General features: G+C 69.6%; 17 protein-coding genes. 13 read left to right on the forward strand and 4 right to left on the reverse strand.

All coding sequences use genetic code 11. From position 1 onward, the window contains the following. Positions 1-108 precede the first annotated feature (108 nt). The 10 genes from HLB44_RS24960 to HLB44_RS25005 all read left to right on the forward strand — a co-directional run bounded on the left by HLB44_RS24960 (position 109) and on the right by HLB44_RS25005 (position 11,361). Positions 109-1,023 carry an N-formylglutamate amidohydrolase gene (locus tag HLB44_RS24960; protein ID WP_173128938.1) on the forward strand — a complete coding sequence of 305 codons (915 nt, stop codon included), beginning with the start codon at positions 109-111 and terminating at the stop codon, positions 1,021-1,023. Then, on the forward strand, positions 1,020-2,033 hold the full coding sequence (locus HLB44_RS24965) for a porin (protein ID WP_343051540.1): 1,014 nt from the start codon (positions 1,020-1,022) through the stop codon (positions 2,031-2,033). Before HLB44_RS24960 ends, HLB44_RS24965 begins: the two co-directional genes overlap by 4 nt. A 34-nt stretch (positions 2,034-2,067) precedes the next feature. Beyond that, positions 2,068-3,030, forward strand: coding sequence for a Bug family tripartite tricarboxylate transporter substrate binding protein (locus tag HLB44_RS24970; RefSeq protein WP_173128941.1), 963 nt, complete (start codon positions 2,068-2,070; stop codon positions 3,028-3,030). Between the two features lie 2 nt (positions 3,031-3,032). After that, positions 3,033-4,685: a M14 family zinc carboxypeptidase gene (locus tag HLB44_RS24975; RefSeq protein ID WP_173128944.1), complete on the forward strand. Its 1,653-nt coding sequence runs from the start codon at positions 3,033-3,035 to the stop codon at positions 4,683-4,685. Between the two features lie 35 nt (positions 4,686-4,720). Beyond that, positions 4,721-6,397 (forward strand): cation:proton antiporter domain-containing protein, encoded by a 1,677-nt coding sequence (locus HLB44_RS24980; RefSeq protein ID WP_246312473.1) that lies wholly within the window; start codon positions 4,721-4,723, stop codon positions 6,395-6,397. A 143-nt stretch (positions 6,398-6,540) separates the two neighbouring features. Then, positions 6,541-7,587 carry a pseudaminic acid synthase gene (gene pseI, locus HLB44_RS24985; RefSeq protein WP_173128950.1) on the forward strand — a complete coding sequence of 349 codons (1,047 nt, stop codon included), beginning with the start codon at positions 6,541-6,543 and terminating at the stop codon, positions 7,585-7,587. A 10-nt stretch (positions 7,588-7,597) separates the two neighbouring features. Further along, positions 7,598-8,725: an N-acetyl sugar amidotransferase gene (locus HLB44_RS24990; protein WP_173128963.1), complete on the forward strand. Its 1,128-nt coding sequence runs from the start codon at positions 7,598-7,600 to the stop codon at positions 8,723-8,725. After that, positions 8,722-9,336 carry an imidazole glycerol phosphate synthase subunit HisH gene (gene hisH, locus HLB44_RS24995; protein WP_173128966.1) on the forward strand — a complete coding sequence of 205 codons (615 nt, stop codon included), beginning with the start codon at positions 8,722-8,724 and terminating at the stop codon, positions 9,334-9,336. The genes HLB44_RS24990 and hisH overlap by 4 nt, the downstream gene beginning before the upstream one ends. Further along, positions 9,333-10,106 carry a HisA/HisF-related TIM barrel protein gene (locus tag HLB44_RS25000; protein WP_173128969.1) on the forward strand — a complete coding sequence of 258 codons (774 nt, stop codon included), beginning with the start codon at positions 9,333-9,335 and terminating at the stop codon, positions 10,104-10,106. The genes hisH and HLB44_RS25000 overlap by 4 nt, the downstream gene beginning before the upstream one ends. 1 nt (position 10,107) lies before the next feature. After that, positions 10,108-11,361 (forward strand): N-acetyl sugar amidotransferase, encoded by a 1,254-nt coding sequence (locus tag HLB44_RS25005; protein ID WP_173128984.1) that lies wholly within the window; start codon positions 10,108-10,110, stop codon positions 11,359-11,361. Between the two features lie 72 nt (positions 11,362-11,433). Here the strand turns inward: HLB44_RS25005 and HLB44_RS25010 are convergent, their stop codons facing one another. Both HLB44_RS25010 and HLB44_RS25015 read right to left on the reverse strand, forming a co-directional pair. Further along, positions 11,434-11,946, reverse strand: coding sequence for a DUF2867 domain-containing protein (locus tag HLB44_RS25010; protein WP_173128988.1), 513 nt, complete (start codon positions 11,944-11,946; stop codon positions 11,434-11,436). Then, the gene (locus HLB44_RS25015; protein WP_217283805.1) at positions 11,943-12,350 is read right to left on the reverse strand and encodes an MGMT family protein; all 408 of its coding nucleotides are present in this window, start codon (positions 12,348-12,350) and stop codon (positions 11,943-11,945) included. The genes HLB44_RS25010 and HLB44_RS25015 overlap by 4 nt, the downstream gene beginning before the upstream one ends. A gap of 9 nt (positions 12,351-12,359) precedes the next feature. Here HLB44_RS25015 and HLB44_RS25020 point away from each other — a divergent pair, with 9 nt between their 5' ends. Next, positions 12,360-12,809 (forward strand): gamma-glutamylcyclotransferase family protein, encoded by a 450-nt coding sequence (locus HLB44_RS25020; RefSeq protein WP_173128991.1) that lies wholly within the window; start codon positions 12,360-12,362, stop codon positions 12,807-12,809. Between the two features lie 39 nt (positions 12,810-12,848). Further along, complete coding sequence (locus HLB44_RS25025) at positions 12,849-13,652, forward strand: AraC family transcriptional regulator (RefSeq protein WP_173128993.1); 804 nt, start codon at positions 12,849-12,851, stop codon at positions 13,650-13,652. A gap of 47 nt (positions 13,653-13,699) precedes the next feature. Here HLB44_RS25025 and HLB44_RS25030 read toward each other — a convergent pair whose 3' ends face one another. Next, on the reverse strand, positions 13,700-15,223 hold the full coding sequence (locus HLB44_RS25030) for a hybrid sensor histidine kinase/response regulator (protein WP_246312466.1): 1,524 nt from the start codon (positions 15,221-15,223) through the stop codon (positions 13,700-13,702). Positions 15,224-15,230: 7 nt separating this feature from the next. Next, positions 15,231-16,733, reverse strand: coding sequence for an ATPase domain-containing protein (locus tag HLB44_RS25035; protein ID WP_173128996.1), 1,503 nt, complete (start codon positions 16,731-16,733; stop codon positions 15,231-15,233). A 113-nt stretch (positions 16,734-16,846) separates the two neighbouring features. Here HLB44_RS25035 and HLB44_RS25040 point away from each other — a divergent pair, with 113 nt between their 5' ends. After that, entirely contained in the window at positions 16,847-19,390 is a 2,544-nt protein-coding gene (locus HLB44_RS25040) for a putative bifunctional diguanylate cyclase/phosphodiesterase (RefSeq protein ID WP_173128999.1), read from the forward strand. Positions 19,391-19,392: the final 2 nt, after the last annotated feature.

Genomic DNA, 19,392 nt, shown 5'->3' on the forward strand with positions numbered 1-19,392 from the left:
TCGCGGTCGTGCGGGCGCTGCGGCCGCGCTTGCGCCGCGCGCCGCGATGGCGCACAATGTTTCAAACACTGTGACAGCGTTTCAACCAACGAAACTCTCAAACCACGAATGCTTCCGACCCCCGATCCTGCCGCAGCTTTCGCCGTCATCGGCCCGACCGCGCCGGTGCACGGTCCGCTGGTCTTCGATTCACCGCACAGCTGGCCGCACTGGCCGGCCGACGGCACGCCGACCCTGGCGACACCGGCCGAGCTGGCGACCAGCTGGGACGCCTGGGTCGACGAGCTCTGGGCGGCTGCCGTCGCCGGCCGCGCGCCGCTGCTCGCCGCGCGCTTCCACCGCGCCTACATCGATGCCAACCGCGCCCGCGACGATCTCGATCCCGCGCTGCTCGCCGCACCGTGGCCCGAGCCGCTGCACCCGGCGCCGACCTCGCAGCGCGGCATGGGCCTGATCCGGCGCGACGTATTGCCGGGCGTGCCGATGTACGCGCAACCGCTGCCGGTCGATGAGGTGCGCGGCCGGCTGCAGCGCTGCTACGAGCCCTACCACGCGCGGCTGGCCGCGCTGGTGGATGCCGCGTTTGCGCGCTGGGGCTTCAGCGTGCACGTGGACTGCCATTCGATGAAGTCGGTCGGCAACGCAATGAACGAGGACTGCGGCCGTCCGCGGCCCGACCTGGTGGTCAGCGACCTCGACGGCCGCGGCGCCGATGCGCGCCTCGTCGCCTGGGTCGTCGAGAACCTGCGCGGCCTGGGCTACAGCGTCGGCATCAACGACCCGTACCGCGGCGGCGAGCTCGTGCGCCGCCATGGCCGGCCGGCCGCCGGCCGCCACAGCCTGCAGATCGAGATCAAGCGCTCGCTGTACATGGACGAGGCGCGTTGCGAGCGCCACGCCGGCTTCGAGCGCCTGGCCGCCGACCTCGGCCGCTTCGTCCACGCCCTCGACAGCGCGCTCGCCGGCGAGCTCGGCGCGGTGCTGAAGCCCATTCCATCCCCCCCACCAGGAGCCCGCGCGTGAAGAAGTATTCGATTCGCCGATCGTTGACCGTTGTCATGGTCGCCGCCGCGCTGCCGGCCATCGCACCGGCGCAGTCCGTGCAGGTCGGCGGCCAGATCCGCCTGTCGGTCAACCGCGTGCAAACCGGCGACCAGGGCGCCGTGCACGAGTTGCGCGACAACGCATCGCGGCTGTCCTTCCGCGGCACCGAGGACCTGGGCGGTGGCCTGCGCGCACAGTTCGGGCTGGAGATGGGCTTCAACGCCGATTCGGGCGAGCTGACCGCCCCGGCCTACCGCTATTCGTACGTGGGGCTCGGCGGCGGCTTCGGCACGCTGGCGCTCGGCCGGCTCGACTCGGGCAACCCGACCGGCTCGCCGCTGTACTCGCAGGTCACCGCGATCACCAGCTTCGCCGCCAACGATGCCGGCGCGACGGCGATCGGCACCACGATGCTGAACGCGCGCAACCGCACCTCCAACTCGATCGGCTACCGCAGCCCGGCCTTCGGCGGAGCCGAGCTGATGGCGCGCTATTACTGGCGCGGCGCGGGCACCGCCACCGAGGCCGAGGACGATGCGCGTTCGCTCGACCTGGGCGTGCTGGTCCGCGCCGGGCCGGTGATCGCCGCGCTCGGATATGCCAAGGACAGCCGCGCCGGGGGCCTGAAGGCCAACGAGTTCGACGACAAGTGGCAGGCCGGCGTGCGTTACGACGGCGGCGCCATCGAGCCCTACGTGCTGTTCGGCGTCGACCGCTACCGCAACACGGCGAGCACGCGGCGCGACGTCAAGTACGCGATCGTCGGCGCGCTCTACCGCGCCGGCCAGCACAGCCTGGTGCTGAACCTGCTGCAGCGCGATGTGCAGGCCAACCGCAGCGGTGACCGCCGCCGCGTGCAGGCCGCGTGGCTCTATGCACTGTCCAAGCGCAGCGAGCTGCAGGCCTTCGCCGACAGCGACGGCATCGACTCGACGAAGTCGAACGTGCGTGTGCGTGCGCTCGGCGCCGGCATCAAGCATGTCTTCTGATTTCCGACCGCATCACACTGCAAGGATGGCCGCCATGAACAAGCGCCAGGTTCTCCTGCTGGCCGCCGCGCTGGCCGCTTTCGGCGGCGCCGCGCGTGCCGGCGACTTTCCCGAGCGCCCGGTGCGCGTGATCGTGCCGTTCCCGGCCGGCGGCGCGGCCGATGCCGCGATGCGCGTGGTCGCCAGGAAACTGACCGAATACTGGAAGCAGCAGGTGCTGGTGGAGAACAGCGCCGGCGTGCACGCGATCAAGGCGGGCGCCGCGGCGCCCGCCGACGGCCACCACCTGCTGCTGGCCGCCGGCTCGCAGATCGTCACCGGCCCGCTGCTGCGCCCGAAGCTGCCGTACAACCCGCAGCGCGACCTGGTGCCGGTGGGCCGGCTGGTCACCAACCCGCCGGTGCTGCTGGCGCATCCGTCGCTGGGCATCAAGTCGGTCAAGGACCTGATCGCGCTGGCGAAGAAGAAGCCCGGCGAGCTGAACTTCAGCTCCAGCGGCATCGGCAGCCCGAACCAGCTGGCGATGGAGATGTTCCAGGCGATGACCGGCACCAGCATGGTCCACGTGCCCTACAAGGGCGGCGCGCCGTCGGTGATCGAGCTGGTCGGCGGCCAGGTGCAGGTGGGCATCAACGCGATCCCGAGCGTACTGACGCACGTGCGCGCCAACAAGCTGGTCGCGCTGGCGGTGGCCAGCAGCCAGCGCGCCCGCGCGCTGCCCGAGCTGCCGACGATCGCCGAGGCCGGCGTGCCCGGCTTCGAGTACACGATCTGGTATGCGCTGTTCGCGCCGGCGAAGACGCCGCAGCCGGTGGTCGACCGCATCAGCGACGACCTGCAGCGCGCGCTCGCCGATCCGGAGGTCGTGCGAATGCTCATTGAGCAGGGCAACGAGCCGGCGCCCAGCTCGGCGGGCAAGCTGGCGCAGTTCATCCAGCAGGACCAGCACCGCTGGGCCAAGCTGGTGCGCGAACGCAATCTGAAGATCGAGGACTGACGATGGCCCGCTGGCCGGTCCTCGCAGTCGTGTTTGCCGCCGCTGCCGCGGCAGGGGGCGCCTTCGCGCAGTTCGATCCGGAGAAGGTCGTGCGGGAGACACCGGCCGTCGCCGAGCGTTATCCCGATCCGCCGGTGCGCTACGACACGCCGGCGTTTCGCGAGGGCCGCGCCGACTTCACCACGCATGCCGAGGTGATGGCCTTCGCCGAACGGCTGGCGGCCGGTACGGCGCACCTGAAGCTGAGCGAGGCCGGCACCTCGCAACGCGGCCGGCCGGTGCCCTTGCTGACGCTGACCGCGCAAGGACGCATCGACCCTGCGCTGCCGACGGTGCTGGTGATCGGCCAGCAGCACGGCAACGAACCGGCCGGCGGCGAGGCAGTGCTGGCGCTGGCGCAGCTGTTCGCCGGGCCGCGCTCGGGCCTGCTCGACCGCGTCAACCTGCTGCTGCTGCCGCGCGCCAATCCCGATGGTGCCGAGGCCTTCGTGCGCACCACGCCCAACGGCATCGACGTCAACCGCGACCACCTGCTGCTGCGCACGCCCGAGGGCCAGGCGATCGCCGACGTGCTGGCGCGCCATCGGCCGCAGGTCGTGCTCGACCTGCACGAATTCACTGTCGCCGGCCGCTGGATCGAGAAGTTCGGCGCGCTGCAGAAGGTCGACGCGCAGCTGCAGCCGGCCACGGTCGGCAACCTCGACCCGGGCTTGAGCGCAGCAACGCGGCGCGAGTTCGTCGAGCGTCTGCACGCCGCCTGGGCCACGCAGGGCTACAGCAGCGACGACTACCAGACCGGCTCGTCGGATCCGAAGGACCGGGTGGTCTCGATGGGCGGTGTGCAACCCGACACCGGACGCAACACCGCCGGGCTGCGGCCGGCGGTGAGCCTGCTGGTGGAGGTGCGCGGCATTGGCCTGGGCCGCGCGCACCTGCTGCGGCGCGTGCATGCGCACGTCGTCGCCGCGGCCAGCGTGATCGACACCGCGGCGGCGCTGGGCCCGCGGCTGCTCGCGCTGGTCGAACAGGCCGGCCGCGACACCGCGGCGCAGGCCTGCCAGGGCGAGCTGGTGATCGCCGCGCGCCACTCGAACACACGCCGCCGCATCGTGCTGCTCGATCCGCGCAGCGGCGCCGACCTGCCGCTGGAGGTCGACTGGCGCGCCGCCGAGCCGCTGCAGGTCGAGCGCACGCGGCCGCGGCCCTGCGGCTACCTGTTCGATGCCGCGCAGGCGCCGGCCGCGCTGGAGCGCCTGCACCTGCTCGGTGCGCGCTGGCAGCGCGTGGCTGTGCCCGGTCGCTGGGCGGTCGAGCGCTACGTCGTCGGCGCCGAAGCCAGCGGGCAGCGCCAGGACAGCCGCGGCGCGATCGACGACGGCGGCGGCCCGCCGGTGCGGCTGCTGCAGGTGCGTACCGAGGCGGCGGACGAGCCGATCGGCGCCGGCATGGTCTACGTGCCGCTGGACCAGCCGCTGGCCGGCTTGATCGCCGCGGCGCTGGAGCCGGACAGCCAGAACAGCTTCGCCGCCAATCATCTGCTGGACCTCGACATGGCCCGGCTGCGGCGCGTGATGCAGCGGCCGCCCGCGCAGGCCTTGGGCGACCCCGTGAAGCCGTCGTCTATAAACGCGGGGTGCACCACGACGTTCCCCTGATCACCACCCTCGCTGCCGCGTTCGGCCTCGCGCTGATGCTCGGCTTCGTCGCCGCGCGGCTGAAGTTGCCGGCGCTGGTCGGCTACCTGCTGGCCGGCATCGTTATCGGCCCGGCCACGCCGGGTTACGTCGCCGACCTGGGCGTCGCCAGTCAGCTGTCGGAGATCGGCGTGATGCTGCTGATGTTCGGCGTCGGCCTGCACTTCTCGCTCGCCGACCTGATGGCGGTGCGCAAGATCGCGCTGCCCGGTGCCGTGGTGCAGATGGTCGTCGCCACCGCGATGGGCATGGCGGTGAGCCACTGGTGGGGCTGGAGCCTGGGCGCCGGGCTGGTCTTCGGCCTGGCGCTGTCGGTGGCCAGCACCGTCGTGCTGCTGAAGGCGCTGGAGGGGCAAGGCGCGGTGGAGTCGATGAACGGCCGCATCGCAGTCGGCTGGCTGGTCGTCGAGGACCTGGCGATGGTGCTGGTGCTCGTCTTGCTGCCGGCGCTGGCGGGGCCCTTGGGTGGTTCCAGCGGGGACAGCGGGCAGGGCGCCCAGAACGGCGCGGCGCTCTGGCTGGCGCTGGGCCGCACCTTGCTCCAGGTCGGCGCCTTCGTCGTGCTGATGCTGGTGGTCGGCCGGCGCCTCTTCCCGTGGCTGTTGTGGCAGGTGGCCAAGACCGGCTCGCGCGAGCTGTTCACGCTGTGCGTCGTCGCCGCGGCGGTCAGCATCGCCTACGGCTCGGCCGAGCTCTTCGGTGTGTCGTTCGCGCTCGGCGCCTTCTTCGCCGGCATGGTGCTGCGCGAGTCGCAGTTCAGCCAGCGCGCGGCCGAGGAGTCGCTGCCGCTGCGCGACGCCTTCTCGGTGCTGTTCTTCGTCTCGGTCGGCATGCTGTTCGATCCGCGCGTGCTGGTCGAGCGGCCGCTGCAGGTGCTGGCGGTGGTGGCGATCATCGTGCTCGGAAAATCGGTCGCCGCGGGCGCACTGGTGCTCTTGTTCCGTTACCCGCTGAACACGGCGCTGACGGTGTCGGCCAGCCTGGCGCAGATCGGCGAGTTCTCGTTCATCCTGGCCGCGCTCGGCGTGTCGCTGAAGCTGCTGCCGCCCGAGGGGCAGAGCCTGATCCTGGCGGGCGCGCTGATCTCGATCACGCTGAACCCGCTGGTCTTCGCGCTGATCGAGCCGGCGCAGCGCTGGATCCGCGCGCGCTCGGCGCTGGCGCGGCGGCTCGAAACCCGCGACGACCCGCTGGCCGAGCTGCCGCTGGAGACGGCCGAGGCGTTCCTGAAGCGCCAGGTCGTGATCGTCGGCCACGGCCGCGTCGGCCGCAGCATCGCCGAGGCGCTGCAGCGCGCCGGCACGCCCTTCGTCGTCGCCGACCAGAACCGCGAGCGCATCGAGGCGCTGCGCGAGCGGGGCATCGCGGCGGTGGTCGGCGACGCCACCGACCCCGCAGTGCTGATCCAGGCCCACGTCGCCGAGGCGCGTGTGCTGGTGATCGCGATTCCCGACACGGTGGGCGCGACGGCGATGATCGAGACCGCGCGCACGCTGAACCCGGAGATCCGCATCGTGCTGCGCTGCCACAACGAGCACGAGGCGCGGCTGCTGGCCGCGCTGCCGAACACGCGGGTCTTCCTCGGCGAGCAGGCGCTGGCCGAGGCGATGCTGGCGGATGTGCAGCTGACCGGCCGCGCGCCCCCCGTGGCGCCCGCCGCCCACGCCGCCTGACCTGGCTCAAAACCACGCCGGAAACCCCCGCTTTTTCGGCGCATGCCGGGCCACCGGCTGGCCGATGATGGGCGAACCCCCAGGAGTCCCTCGGCCATGGTTCTGTCTGCCCATTTCTCGTCCACCCTCCCCGGAGTCCCGTCATGAAGATCGGTCACCGCGGCATCGGGCGCGAGCATCGCCCCTATGTCATCGCCGAGATGTCGGGCAACCACAACCAGTCGCTCGACCGGGCGCTGGCGATCGTCGACGCAGCGGCCGATGCCGGCGCCGATGCGATCAAGCTGCAGACCTACACGGCCGAGACGATGACGCTGGACTCGGACGCACCCGGCTTCGTGATCGACGATCCGAAGAGCCTGTGGGCCGGCCGCCAGCTCTTCGACCTGTACCACGAGGCCCACACGCCCTGGGACTGGCATCCGGCGATCTTCGAGCGCGCTGCGGCACGCGGCCTGCACGCCTTCAGCACGCCCTTCGACGAGAGCGCGGTCGATTTCCTCGAATCGCTGCACGTCCCGGCCTACAAGATCGCCTCGTTCGAGTGCACCGACCTGCCGCTGATCCGCAAGGTGGCGGCGACGGGCAAGCCGATGATCATCTCGACCGGCATGGCCTCGGTCGCCGAGATCGACGAGACCTTGCGCACCGCGCGCACGGCCGGCGCCCGCGACATCGTGCTGCTGAAGTGCACCAGCACCTACCCGGCGACGCCAGCGAACACCAACCTGAACACGATCCCCGTATTGCGCCAAACCTTCGGCTGCGAAGTCGGCCTGTCCGACCACACGATGGGCTGCGGCGCGGCGATTGCCGCGGTCGCGCTGGGCGCGACGGTGATCGAAAAGCACTTCACGCTGGCGCGCGCCGACGGCGGCGTCGATTCGACCTTCTCGCTCGAACCGCACGAGCTCGCGCTGCTGTGCACCGAGAGCGAACGGGCTTGGGCAGCGATGGGCGGCGTGGTCTTCGGCGGCACCGCGGCGGAAGCCAAGTCGCTGGCCTACCGGCGCTCGCTCTACGTCGTCAAGGACATGCAGCCGGGTGAGGCCTTCAGCGCCGACAACGTGCGTGCGATCCGACCCGGCATGGGCCTGGCGCCGAAATACTTCGAGACCGTGCTCGGCATGCGCGCGGTGAAGTCGATCGCCCGCGGCACGCCGCTCGACTGGGCGCTGCTGAAGGGTTGACGAGGTCGCGATGAAATACTGCTGCCGCTGCCTGCAACCCGACACCCGCCCGAACACGCATTTCAGCGAGTCCGGCGTCTGCCCGGCCTGCGACTACGTCGAGGCGATCAAGCACGTCGACTGGCAGGAACGCATCGACATCCTGGGCGACATCTTCGCGTCGCGCAAACGCAAGCCCGGCGTCTTCCACGACTGCATCATCGGCGTCTCCGGCGGCAAGGATTCGACGCGTCAGGCGATGTGGGTGCGCGACAAGTTCGGCATCAATCCGCTGCTGGTGTGCCTGAGCTATCCGCCCGAGCAGGCCACCGAGCGGGGCATGGCGAACCTGTCGAACCTGATCGAGCTGGGCTTCGACGTCGTCGTCTCCGCGCCGGCCCCGGCCACGTGGAAGGGCCTGAAGCGCGACGGCTTCGCGCAGTTCACCAATTCGTTCCGCTCGACCGAGCTGGCGCTGTTCTCGGCGGTGCCGCAGGTCGCGCTGCGCTACGGCATCGACCTGATCCTGTGGGGCGAGAACCCCGCGCTGCAGTTGGGTGACCTGAAGACGCTGGGCAAGACCGGCTACGACGGCAACAACCTGCGCCACATGAACACGCTGTCCTCGGGCACGCAGTGGATGCTCGATGCCGGCTACACGCCGCAGCAGCTGCTGCCGTACCAGTACCCGCAGAGCGAGGCGTTCATCGCTTCGGGCCTGCAGATCATCTACCTCGGCTGGTTCCTCGGCGACTGGTCGCTGGTCAACAACGCGATGTACTCCTGCGGCGACGGCCTCGAGATCCGCGCCGACCGGGTCGGCAATACCGGTGACCTCTACGGCGTTACCGCGCTCGACGAGGACTTCACGCCGATCAACCAGATGATCAAGTACTACAAGTTCGGCTTCGGCCGGACGACAGACTACGTCAACGAAGAGATCCGGCTCGGCCGGCTCTCGCGCGACGACGGCATTCAGCTGGTCGCGCAATTCGACGACGCGTGCGCACCGGGCTATATCGCCAAATACTGCGACTACCTCGGCATCAGCGTCGATGCCTTCTGGGCCCAGGTGCATGCGGCGACGAACCGGCGCCTGTTCGACATCCAGGCCGACGGCAGGATCACGCGCAAGTTCCAGGTGGGGGTCGGGTTGTGAGCAGCAAACGAATCACTGCGGGCCTGGTCGACTACGGCGCCGGCAACATCGCCTCGGTCGCACGTGCGTTGACGGGCCTGGGCTACCGCTGCCGCATCAGCCGCGACATGGAAACGCTCGGCGCCGCCGACGTGATGGTGCTGCCGGGTGTCGGCGCCTTTCCCGCGGCGATGGAGGCCCTGCACAAGCACCGCCTGGTCGACTTCATCCAGAACCAGGCCCGCCGCGGCCAGCCGATGGTCGGCATCTGCCTCGGCATGCAATTGCTCGCCGAAACGTCGAGCGAACATCGCCTGACCGCCGGCCTCGGGCTGATCCCGGGCCAGGTCGTGCCCTTGGGCGATGCCAAATGGCACATCGGCTGGAACACCATCGAAGTGCTCGGCGACGAACCGCTCTTGAAACCCAGCGATGCGAAGTCGCTGTACTTCAACCATTCGTATGTCTTCGAGGCGCCGCACGAGTACCGTGTCTGCGTCTCGCGCCTGGAGTCACCATTCACCGTGGCCGTGCGCCGCGGCAACATCGTTGGGCTGCAGTTCCACCCGGAAAAAAGCCAGATCGCCGGACGAGAGCTGCTGAAGAACGTCATCGAAGGACTGATGCAGTGATCAAGAAGAGACTGGTGGGCGTGGTCACGGTCAAGGATGGTTGGGCCGTGCAGTCGATGGGCTTCGAACGCCATCTGCCGATGGGCAAGCCCGAGGTGGTGATCGAGAACCTCGATCGCTGGGGCGCCGACGAGATCCTGGTGCAGTGCATCGACCGCACACGCCAGAATCTCGGGCCGGATTTGAAACTGCTCGAACGCATCAGCCGCAAGGGCTTGTCGACGCCGCTGATCTACGTCGGCGGCATCCGCAGTGTCGAGGAGGGCGTGGCCGCCGTGCAGGCCGGCGCCGAGCGCATCGGCATCGACACGCTGCTGCGCGAAGACCCCGCCACCGCCGCCGCGCTGGCCGAGCCGCTGGGCGCGCAGGCGCTGATCGCGATGCTGCCGCTGTCGATCAAGGACGGCAAGCTCACCTGGCTCGACCACCGCCACGCCCGCTCGACGGCCATCGGCGCCGAGACCACGGCCGTGCTGAAGGCCGGTGCGATCTCGGAGGCCCTGGTGATCGACTGGAAGCACGAAGGCCAGCGCGAAGGTTTCGACACCCGGCTGCTGGATCGTTTTCCGGTCGCCAACATGCCGCTGATCGCTTTCGGCGGCTTGAGCGACGCCGATCAATTGCGCGCGGTGCTGGAGCGGCCGAATGTGGTCGCCGCCGGCATCGGCAATTTCCTGGCGTATCGTGAGCACGCGGTGCAGCAGTTCAAGCAGCAGTTGCTGGGGCTGCCGCTGCGGCCGCCGACCTACGCAGAACCCGCCTGGGCTTGAAATGACTTACCAGCGCCTCGGTTGCAAACGCTGCCTCTACACGCCGGACCACGCGCTCGGCCTGACGCTCGATGCCGAAGGCATCTGCTCGGGCTGCCGCATCCACGAAGAGAAGGATCGGCTCGACTGGGATGCGCGCTGGCGCCGGCTCGAAGCCATCGTCGCGCCGTACCGCAGCGCCGGGGCGCAGAACTACGACTGCATCGTGCCGGTCTCGGGCGCCAACGATTCGTACTGGATCGTGCACTTGGTCAAGCACAAGCTCGGCCTGAATCCGCTGCTGGTCACCTACAACAAGTACTTCAATACCAGCCTCGGCATTCGCAACCTGGCGAACCTGAGAATCAAATTCGATTGCGACATCCTCTACCAGAACGTCAATCCGCGTTCGGTGAAGAAGATCGTGCGCACGACCTTGCGTGAATTCGGCAGCCTGTATTGGCATTGCCTGGCCGGCCAGACGGTGTTTCCCGTTCAGACGGCGGTGCGCTACCAGGTGCCGCTGATCATCTGGGGCGCGCACCAGGGCCTGGAGCAGGTGGGCATGTTCTCGCACGAGCACGAGGTCGAGATGACCCGGCGCTACCGCAAGGACCACGACCTGATGGGCTACGAGGCCGATGACCTCTTGACCACCTTCGACACGCTGAAGGAAGAGGACATCTGGCAGTACCGCTATCCGGACGACGCGGCGCTGAACAGCATCGGCGTGCGCGGCCTCTACCTCGGCAACTTCGCGCGCTGGGATCCGAAGGCCCAGCACGAGAAGATGATCGAGCAGTTCGACTACCGGTCGGCGCGTTTCGCGCGCACCTTCGACACCTACGACCACGTCGATTGCTACAACTTCATGGACCTGCACGACCAGCTGAAGCTGTACAAGCACGGCTACTCGAAGGTCACCGACCACGCCTGCCGCGAGATCCGCCACGGCCGCATCAACCGCGAGCAGGCGATTGCGCTGGTCAAGCGCCACGAGCACGCGCCGCTCGAGCACGTCGACAAATTCTGCGAATGGCTGGGCCTCGACCGCAGCGGCCTGCAGTTCCTGATGGACCGCTGGCGCAACCCGGCGCACTGGACGCCCACGTCACCGGGCGAATGGCAATTCACCGGCTGGAGCACGCGCTTCGAGGAAGACCCGGCCTACATGCCGAGTGATCTCGGCGGCGCCGCGAGCTTCATCGCCAACGACGAGCTGGCGCACGACGGCCAGCCGGGTTACGTGGTCGTCGGCAAAGGTTATCCTGCCTGAGGACTCGACTCCTGCAGCAGTACCCGGGTGAGCGACCCCGGACCAAGACCGGCGTTCGCCGCTGTTTCTCCCCTACGCGGGCAAGCGCCGCAGCATCGCCGGCACGATCAGCTTGTGCACCGGGCCGACGAAGAAGATGTAGACGTGGCCGAGCAGGTTGTGGATGTGCACCACGGTCGACACCGCGGCCGCCGGGCGTTCGGCGCTCCCGGTCTTGCAGACCGAGATCTTCGCATCGAGGTGCCGGTCCGAATCGGCGAACACCACTTCGCGCTCGGACAGCGAGTGGATCGTGAAGATGCCGACGCGATCGCCGATCCGGTAGGCCGAGGCGGGCTTGGCGCGGTCGATCGCGCCGAGGCTGCCGAGGTTCTTCAGCCCGAACCAGCCAACGACCCGATTGCGCGTGCTCATCAGCCGCTCGACCCAGCCCGGCGTGCGCGAGACGACGCTCAGATAGATCTCCAGCGCCGACAGGCGGCCGTCCGGCAGCGCCGCCTCGTAGGCATCGAAGAAGTGCGCGCCGCGCAGGTGGCGCGCGATGTCGCTGTCCGCAGGAACGGCGACGGCATTGACGGGGTTCATCGAGCTTTCTCCATTGACAACCATTCTCTTCGCACGCGACCCCGTGCGTCGAACTTCACGCCCTCGAGCTCGAGCCGGATGCGTTGCTCCAGTTCGGCGCCGGGCACGCTGCGGCGGCTGATCTCGCCGCGTGCATTGACGACCCGATGCCATGGCACGGGGCTGTGGTCGGGCAGGGCGTGCAGCGCGTAGCCCACCTGGCGTGCCATCGCGCCCAGGCCGGCTGCGGCGGCGACCTGACCGTAGGTGAGCACGCGGCCGCGCGGAATGCGTTGCACGACCGCGTAGACGCGGGCATTGCGCCCTTCGGTTTCATTCATTGACCGACTGGCTTCTCGGCGAAGGCTGTTGGCGCTTCGCGCGTGGCCGGTGAATTTAGCATCGCCATCCGATTCCACTTCCATTGCGTTTCCATGCAGTCTCCCACGACGCCGCGCCGAATCAATGTCTTCTTCTATGGCAGCTTCATCCGCCCCGATGTCATGGCCCGCGGCGGCCTGCAGCCCGAAACGGTGGACGTCGCCCGCCTGAGCGGCTTCGATATCCGCATCGATCCGCATGCCAGCATCAGTCGATCGGATCGGCATGCGATCTACGGCATCCTGGTGCAGGCCACGCACGAGGAACTGAATCGCCTGTACGGCCGCGACGGCGTCGGCGTCTTCCTGCCCGAGGCGGTGATCGTGGAAACGGCCGGTCGGCGCCTGCAGCCGGCGATCTGCTACATCTCGCCTGCCCATGGCGGGCAGCCCGCCGACATCGACTACCTCGATCGCCTGCTGGCCGCGGCCGCCGACTACGGATTCCCGCAGTGGTATCGGGACCATCTGGCGAGCTTCAGGACGCCTGCGGCAGCGAGATGAGGCGTTCACCGGCGGCGGCCGGTTCGATACGATGGCGGGATGTCCATTGCGAATCGCGTCAATGAATGGCGGGTGCTTGCCAGGCGGCATCCGCTCGGCACCGTCTTGCCGGTGCATCAACACCAGACCGCACAACTCGTATTTGCAATCACCGGCGTCATGCTCGTCGAGGCCGGTGATTCGCGCTGGACCGTGCCGCCGCAGCGCGCGCTGTGGATTCCGCCGGACGAGCCGCATTCGATCCGCATGCTGTCGGACACCGCATTGCGTACCGTCTATTTCCAGCCCGCGTTCGTCGACGAACACGGGACTTTCCGGCGTCGCGCCGCGGTCCACGTGGTGATGGCCTCGGGGTTGATCCGCGAGCTCGTGCTCGGGCTCTTCGACGAGCAGCGCGGGCATGGCATGCAAAGCCTGACGGCGCGCTTGCTGCTGCACGCGCTCGACGAGACCGCCTGCCTGCCGACGCAACTGCCGATGCCGGACAGCGCGGATCTGCACCGCGCGGCGCTGCGGCTGATCGAATCCAATGCCTGGCACCTGTCCTTGTCGGATCTGGCCGAAGCGGCGGCAGTGTCCGAACGCAGCTTCTCCCGTCGCTTCACGGCCGAAGCCGGCATCAGCTTTCGCGCCTGGCGCCAGCGCGCCCGCCTGATCGCATCGCTGGACCTGCTGGCCGGCGATCAGTCGATCAAGGCGATTGCGCACAAGATGGGATTCCAGAATCCGGCCGCCTATTCGACGGCCTTCGGTGAATTGTTCGGCCAGCCGCCACAGGAATTCCGCGGCGGTGCCATGCCGCTGTCCAATCTATCACCGCCTGTCGGGCATGTCGCCGACTGACGGAACTCAATTTATTGATCGCGCCTGATCGATTTCATCGCTGGCGCCTACCCTTTCAGCAGCGCCATCAACGCCCCCGGATCCGGCGGCTTCAGCAGGTGATGGTCGAACCCCGCTTCGGCGATGCGCTGCTTGTCCGCCTCCTGGCCCCAGCCGGTCAGCGCGATCAACGTCAGTGGCGCCTGGGCCGGCAGCGCGCGCAGCCGGCGCGCGAGCTCGCAGCCGTCCATGCCCGGCATGCCGATGTCGAGCACGGCGATGTCCAGGCGCTGCTCGGCCGCGATGCGCAGCGCGTGCTCGCCGTCATAGGCGGCAAAGGCCGTGGCACCGAGTGCGCGCAGCAGCTCGGTGAGGCTGTCGGTCGCGTCGCGGTTGTCGTCGACGACGAGGATGCTGCGGCCGATCGAGGCGGCCTGCCAGTCGGGCGCGGGCGTCGCGTCGACGCTCGGCGTCGCGGCCGGTGCCAGCGGCAGCCGCACCGTGAAGGTCGCGCCCCGGTTCGGGCCATCGCTGCGCGCCTCGACGCGGCCGCCGTGCAGCTCGACCAGGCTCCTGACCAGCGTCAGGCCGATGCCCAGGCCGCCCTGCGCCGCCTTCGAGCTGCCGCCGACCTGCACGAACATGTCGAAGATGGCCTCGCGCATGTGCGGCTCGAGGCCGACGCCGCTGTCGATCACGTCGATGACCACCTGGGACCCGTCGCGCCGGGCGGCGATGTGCAGCATGCCGCCCGGCGGCGTGTACTTGGCCGCGTTGTTCAGCAGGTTCGAGAACACCTGCGTCAGCCGCACCGCATCGCCGAGGACGAACAGCGTCTCGCCGGGCAGGTCGATCGCCAGCGTGTGGCCCGCCGCGCGCACCTGCGGGCGGCTGAGCTCGATGGCATCGTTGATCACCGCATCCAGCAGCACCGGCAGCCGCTGCAGATCGACCTTGCCGCGCGTGATGCGCGAGACCTCCATCAGGTCGTCGACCAGCCGCACCATGTGGTCGACCTGCCGGCGCATCAGCTCGTGGTAACGCGCGGTCTCGGCGGGCGTGGTGCCGTTGCGCGACAGCAGCGCGAGCGCGGTGTTGATCGGCGCCAGCGGATTGCGCAGCTCGTGCGCCAGCGTGGCCAGGAACTGGTCCTTGCGCTCGTCGGCCTGCTGCAGGCCCTCGAGCAGCGCGCGCAGCTCGTATTGCCTGCGCCGCGCGCGCAGCGCCGAGCGCAGTGCGCTGACCAGCGCGGCCACGCGCACCGGCCGCTCGATCACCGTGACGTTCGGCAGCTCCTCCATCACCTGGCCGATGCGCGGCGAGTCGGCGCCCTGGCGCGCCAGCACCAGCACCGGCAGGTCCGACCAGGGCGCTTGCGCCGCCAGCGTGCCGGCCAGCAGCGGCAAGGCCGGGCTGACCAGCACCTCCTCGGCAATCAGCAGCGCGCCGGCGCCGCCGGCGACGGCCTCGACCAGCGCCGGCATGTCGGCGCAGGCCTCGGCGGCGATGTCGGCGCGCGCCAGCACGGCGGCGGTCATCGCGGCGTCCTTCGACGTCGCCATGCGCAGCAGCACGCGGCCTTCGGTGTTCAAGCGGGGCTCACCGCGGCGGCGAAGCGCCGTCGTCGACCGGCACCGGCACGCCGGTCAGGATGCCGCGGAAATTGCGCAGCGGCGGGCCGACGTTGATGCCGCTGCTGCTCAGCGTGAAGGCGCGGATCGTGCGCTCGTGCGCGCCGCCGCGCTTCTTGATCACCGAGATCGCCTGCCGCACCTCGCCGGCGAACTCGTAGTAGCGCAGCATCAGCACGGCGTCCGCGAGGTAGCTGGCGTCCAACGGCGATGACATCTGCATGCCCATCAGGCCGTGCTGCGCGCCGATCAGCAGCGTGGCAACGCCCGCCTGGCCGAGGTAGGTCAGCAGCTCGTGCAGGTGCACGATCAGGAAGCGCTCGTCCGGCATCGCGTTCATGTAGCCGTTGAGGCTGTCGATGACGACGATGGAGGCGTGGCGCTGGGTCACCGCTGCGGTCAGCTCGTGCGCGAGCTCGCCGGGCGACAGCTCGGCCGGGTCGATCTGGCGCACGCTGATGCGGCCGGAGGCGAGGTGGGGCCCCAGGTCCATGCCCATGCCCAGGCAGCGCGTGCGCAGCGTGGCGATGCTTTCGTCGAAGATGAACAGCGCGGCCGTTTCGCCGCGCTCGGCCGCGGCGAGCGAGAACTGCACCGCCAGGCTCGACTTGCCGGTGCCCGGCGCGCCGATGACCAGCGTGCTGGTGCCTTTCTCGATGCCGCCGCCGAGCAACTCGTCGAGCGCGGCGATGCCGCTGGGCAGGCGGGTCTGCGGCAGCGTGGGCGGATGCTCGGCGGCGACCAGGCGCGGAAAGACCTGCAGCCCGCCGCGCACGATCTTGTAGTCGTGGAAGCCGTCGCGATAGGCGCGCCCGCGGTACTTGGTGACGATCAGCCGGCGCCGCGTCGCGCCGTAGTCGGAGTTCATCTGCTCCAGCCGCACCACCGCGTGCGCGATGCTCTGCACCTGCAGGTCGTGCTCCATCGCCGTCATGTCGTCGAGCAGCAGCACGGTGCACTGGCGGCCGGCGAAGAACTGCTTCAGCGCCAGGATCTGGCGCCGGTAGCGCAGCGAGTTGCCGGCCAGCAGGCGCAGCTCGGACAGCGAATCGAAGACCACGCGCGTCGGCTTGATGCGCTGCACGTCGGCCAGGATCTTCAGCGTCGTCTGCCCGAGCTCGACCTCCGACGGATGGAACAACGTGTACTGCTCGTCGGGCTCCAGCGCGTCTTCGGGCGGCAGCATCTCGTGCACCGCGATGCCGGTCAGGTCCCAGCCGTGCGAGTCGGCGACGCCTTGCAGCTCGATGGCAGTTTCGGACAGCGTGATGTACAGCACCGGCTCGCGCAGCGCGGCGCCGTCGAGCAGGAACTGCAGCGCCACCGTCGTCTTGCCGGCGCCGGGGGCGCCTTCGAGCAGGTAGAGCCGGTTCGCGGTGAGCCCCCCGCCGAGCACGTTGTCGAGCCCGGGCACGCCGGTTCGCAGCAAGGAAGGGCCGGCGGGGTCGCCGCCGGGCGGTTGTGCTTGCATTCGGGTCCCCCAGAATCGGATGCGGATCGCCGGAACGGGCAGTATCGCCGCGGCGCGGGCCGACATCGGCGCAACAATGCTTAATGTTGAAAGCCACCGTCCGATAGGCTGGCATGCACCGGCTGTTGTCGATCGAATCGTCGCCGACGCTGCGCCGTGGCATCGAGCGCCTGCTCGTCGAGCGCGGCTTCGCCGTGCGCTCGGTGGCGGCCGACGATGCCGCGCTGCCCGCGCTCGAGCAGGAGCTGGCCCTCGGCCTGTCCGCGGTGCTGCTCGGCTGGAACACAGCGCCCGAGCCGCTGACCAGCGCGATCGTCGCCCGCCTGGCGCAGCCGGACTGCCGCGAGATCGCGCTGCTGGTGTTGACGCCGCAGCCCGCGGCCGTGGCGCCCGCGCTGCTGGCCGAACGCAAGCACACGCGCATCGAACGGCTGGCCTTTCCGGAGCAGGTGCCCGGCTTCGTGCGCAGCCTGCTGGCGCAGAGCCGCCGGCCGCCGCCGGCGCGGCTCAAGCGCGACGCGCTGAAGGTGCTGCTGGTCGACGACTCGAAGACCAGCCGCACCAAGTACCGCCGGCTGCTGCAAACGCGCGGCTACGCGGTGACCACCTGCGACGATCCGCACCAGGCGCTGGAGCTCGTGGGCCGCGGCGCCGATCGCTTCGACCTGGCGATCATCGACTACTACATGCCCGGCATGAACGGCGCCGCGCTGTGCCGAACGCTGCGCGGGCTGCCGGCGACGCAGGACCTGACGCTGGCGATCCTGACCGCCTCGTACACCGACGAGCTGATCCACGACTGCCTCGAAGCGGGCGCCGCCGAGTGCATGTTCAAGGACGAGTCGAACGCGCTCTTCCTGGCCCGCGTGCACAGCATGGCGCGGCTGCGCGAGCGCGAGCTGCGATTGAACGAGGAGCGCCAGCGCCTGGCGCTGATCCTCGATTCGGTCGGCGACGGGCTGTACGGCGTCGATCGTTCGGGCCATGTCACCTTCGCCAACCGCGCCGCGCTGCGGGCGCTGGGCTACGCGCGCGAAGACGAGCTGGTCGGCGAATCGGCGCACGATCGCATCCACCCGGCCGACGAGCAGGGCCGCCCGATCGCCGCCGACTCCAGCTTCCTGCAGCATGCCTACGAGCTCGGCGATTCGCTGAGCGACTGGGAAACCGTGTTCTGGCGCGCCGACGGCGAACCGCTGTCGGTGGAGTGCAACGTGCGCCCGCAATACCAGGGCGAGCACTGCAGCGGCGTGGTCGTCGCTTTCCGCGACATCACCGAGCGCAAGCGCTTCGAGGCCGAGCTGCAGTGGCAGCTGCAGCACGACCACCTGACGCGGCTGTACAACCGCCGCCACTTCGAGCACCTGCTGGAGCAGGAGGTGATCCGGCTGCGCCGCAGCAGCGAACAATCGGCGCTGCTGTTCATCGACCTCGATCGCTTCAAGCACATCAACGACACCGCCGGCCATGCCGCCGGCGACGCGCTGCTGGCGACGATCGGCCGCAAGCTGCACGCGCGGGCGCGCGAATCCGATGCGGTCGCGCGGCTGTCCGGCGACGAGTTCGCGGTGCTGCTGCGCAACGTCGACGACCACGGCCTGCTGGCGCTGGCCGAGACCTTCCGCGCGATCCTCGACGACAGCCGCTTCGCGCACGGCGGCCGCGAGTTCGAGGTTTCCGGCAGTGTCGGCGCGATCCACCTCGACCGCCACACCGCCTCGCCGGCCCATGCGATGAACTGCGCCGACGCCGCCTGCCGGCTCGCCAAGCAGCAGGGCCGCAACCGCATCCACCGTTTCGACCTGCGGCAGGACACCGGCGCGGTGGCCGAGCTGCACCAGTCGTGGTCGCAGCGGCTGCGCAGCGCGCTCGAGTCCGACGGCTTCGCGTTGCAGTACCAGGCCATCGTCGACCTGCCGTCCTTGCCGCAGGAGGCGATGGTGGCCGACGACGGCACGCAGCACCTGCAGCGCGCCGCGCGCGCCGCGCGCCATGGCCACGAAGTGTTCCTGCGCCTCGATGACCTGGGCACACGGCTGCATCCCAAGGCCTTCCTGTCGCATGCCGAGCGCTTCAACCTGCTGCCGGCGCTGGATGCCTGGGTGCTCGAGCGCATCGGCGCGCGCCTGACGACGGCCGGCGCCGGCGCGCCGGGGCGCTATCACGTGAATGTGGCGGCCGCGTCCTTGCTCGATGTCGCTTATGTCGCCAAGCTCGAGGCGCTGGCCCGCCACGGCAGTTTCGCGCCCGGCTGCCTGTACCTGGAGCTGAAGGAAAGCGACCTGGCGCCGCAGCTGGCCCGGCTGTTGCCGACGATGAACGAGTTGGCGGCGCTCGGCGTGCGCTTCGTGCTCGACGAGTTCGGCCGCGGCTTCGCGCCGCTGGACAAGCTGCGCAGCCTGCCGATCTCGGCCGTGAAGCTCGACGCCAGCCTGGTGCAGGCGCTGGCGCGCGACCCCTTCGGCGCGACGCTGGTGCGCACGATGACCGAGCTCGCGCATGCGATGAACCTGAAGGTGATCGCGCCGGCGGTCGAAGACCTCGCCACGCTGCGGCTGCTGCAGTCGCTGGGGCTCGACCGGGCGCAGGGCTTCGTGCTGGAGCGGCCGGCTGATCCGGCCGGGTCGGCGCCGGCCTGCGTCGAGTCGGTCTGGTAGCC

Source organism: Pseudaquabacterium terrae (assembly GCF_013266755.1).
Lineage (GTDB): Bacteria > Pseudomonadota > Gammaproteobacteria > Burkholderiales > Burkholderiaceae_C > Pseudaquabacterium > Pseudaquabacterium terrae.